At 71.8% G+C, this 1713-nt stretch carries 1 protein-coding gene; it reads left to right on the forward strand.

The genetic code is table 11. The features are described 5' to 3' along the window. The coding region (locus M8A51_RS26125) for a type VI secretion system Vgr family protein (RefSeq protein ID WP_251781554.1) at positions 1 to 1713 on the forward strand (1713 nt) is incomplete at both ends.

The raw sequence follows: 1713 nt of genomic DNA on the forward strand, positions 1-1713 counted from the left end.
TCGGCATTTCTTTCACCGCCGAGACCCGCCTGTACGAACTGACCGGCAGCGCGGCCGTCAGTGGCCTGCTGGTCGAATCCTTCAGCGCCCGGGAAGCGCTGAACGAGCTGTTCGAATACCGGATTTCGGTGCTGGCGAGTTCCGCCCACGTGGAGCTGCCAGCCCTGCTCGGCCAACAGGCCAGCCTGGCGATCAGCCTGGCCGACGGCGGCCGCACCACCCGCAGCGGCGTCATCGTGCAAGCTGCCGCGCTGCAAAGCGACGGCGGGCTGGCCCGCTACGAACTCGTCGTGCGCCCGTGGCTGGCCGCGCTGCAACTCACCAGCCGCAGCCAGAGCTTCATCGACAAAAGCCTCATCGAGATCGTCGAAGCCGTGTTCCAGCCCTACGCCGGCCTGGCCGCCTGGCGCTGGAGCGAGGAAGTGGCCGGCTTTCTGGCGCCCGTCAGCCCGCGCCACTACTGCAACCAGTTCCGCGAGACCGACTACGCCTTCGTCAGCCGCGTGCTCGCCGAACAAGGCATCGGCTGGCGCTGCGAAGAAGACGAAGCCGCCCCGCGCGGCCACCGCATCGTCTTCTTCGCCGACAGCGTGGCCCTGCCCGAAGACGAAAGCTCCGCCGCTGGCGGCGGCATCCGCTACCACCGCGCCAGCAGCCAGGAAGACAGCGACGCCGTACAGGCCTACACCCAGGCCCACCGCCTGCACCCCGCCGCCGCCAGCGTGCAGGCCTGGGACTACGCCGCCAAACGCAGCCACGCCGCCAGCGTGCCCACCCGGGCCCTGGCGCAGCACGCGCCCCGGCTCGAACACTACGAGCCCGCCGGCAGCCTCGACCACCACGGCGGCGCCAGCCATTTCGCCGCCGCACACCACGCCCGCGTGCAGATCGAAGCCCTCGAAGCCTGGCACCAGCGCCACGAAGGCCTGTCCACCGTGCGCAGCCTGCGCCCCGGCACCCGCTTCACCCTGCTCGACGCGCCGCTGGGCCCCGGCCACAGCGCCCGGCAACTCGTCACCGCCGTCACCCACGCCGGCATCAACAACCTGCCCAAAGAACTCAACGACGCCATCGCCCAACGCCTCGGCCCGGCCGGCTTCGTGCACCCACTGCCCGCCGAAGTGCGCGCCCAGGCCCAGGCCAGCGGCTACGGCAACCACTTCCAGTGCCTGGATGCCGAACGGCCCTGGCGCCCGCGGCTGCAGGACGACACCGGCGCGCGGCTGAACCCCAAGCCCACTGTGCTCGGCCCGCAAAGCGCCACCGTGGTCGGCCCTCACGGCCAGACCCAGCCGCAAGGCGCCGACGAGATCTACACCGACCGCTGGGGCCGCATCCAGGTGCAATTCCACTGGCAGGCCCACGCCAGCCACCCGAGCGCCAGCGCCCACAGCATCTGGGTGCGCGTGGCCCAGCCCTATGCCGGCCCCGGCATGGGGCTGCAGTTCATCCCCCGCATCGGCCAGGAAGTGCTGGTCGACTTCGAAGAACTCGACATCGACCGGCCCCTGGTGAAGGCCGCGTTCTACAACGGCAAAGGCGAAGCCGGCGTGCCCGCCACCCCCGGCGGCAGCCCCGCCGAGGCCGACACCAGCGCCTACGCGCTGTCCAGCGACCACCGCCCCAGCGCCCAGGGCAACCAGAGCGGCGGCAACGCCCCGGCCTGGCATGGCGGCGCGCCCGGGCCGCAGGCACAGAGCAACCCGGCGGCTC

The organism is Caldimonas mangrovi (genome assembly GCF_023721835.1).
Taxonomy (GTDB): Bacteria; Pseudomonadota; Gammaproteobacteria; order Burkholderiales; family Burkholderiaceae_C; genus Caldimonas; species Caldimonas mangrovi.